Origin of the sequence: Vibrio sp. 10N.222.52.B7, assembly GCF_041474275.1 — a bacterium.
Classification (GTDB): Bacteria; Pseudomonadota; Gammaproteobacteria; order Enterobacterales; family Vibrionaceae; genus Vibrio; species Vibrio crassostreae_C.
Genome location: NZ_JBFRTU010000506.1, coordinates 1 through 353, shown reverse-complemented (window position 1 = coordinate 353; position 353 = coordinate 1). Strand labels below are relative to the sequence as shown.

1 protein-coding gene is annotated in these 353 nt (G+C 47.9%); it reads right to left on the bottom strand.

Annotation, left to right across the window (positions count from 1 at the left end):
* Positions 1-353: ATPase, T2SS/T4P/T4SS family (locus AB4512_RS23920; protein ID WP_372175990.1), on the bottom strand; the 353-nt coding region annotated here is incomplete at both ends.

The following is a 353-nucleotide window of genomic DNA, read 5'->3' as shown; positions in this document are numbered from 1 at the left end:
CCAGAAATCAACACATTGATACGGCAACGAGAAGCGATCATCAGCACTCGAGCCATATCTGGAGACATCGACCCAAAGCCAATCAAATCTTCAAAACCGATGTTTTGCTCTCTGAACTTACGAATTGAGATCGATGTGCCATCCAACGAAATGGGAGGAATCACGATGTTTACACGGCTGCCGTCTTCTAGCCTGGCGTCGACCGTCGGAGAAAGTTCATCGACACGCCTTCCGACACGTGACGCAATGCGCTTAGCAATGGCTAACAACTGCTCTTCATTCACAAACGATACTTCGGACTTTTTCACCTTGCCGTGTCGTTCGAAAAAGATGTTGTTGGGTCCATTGACCAT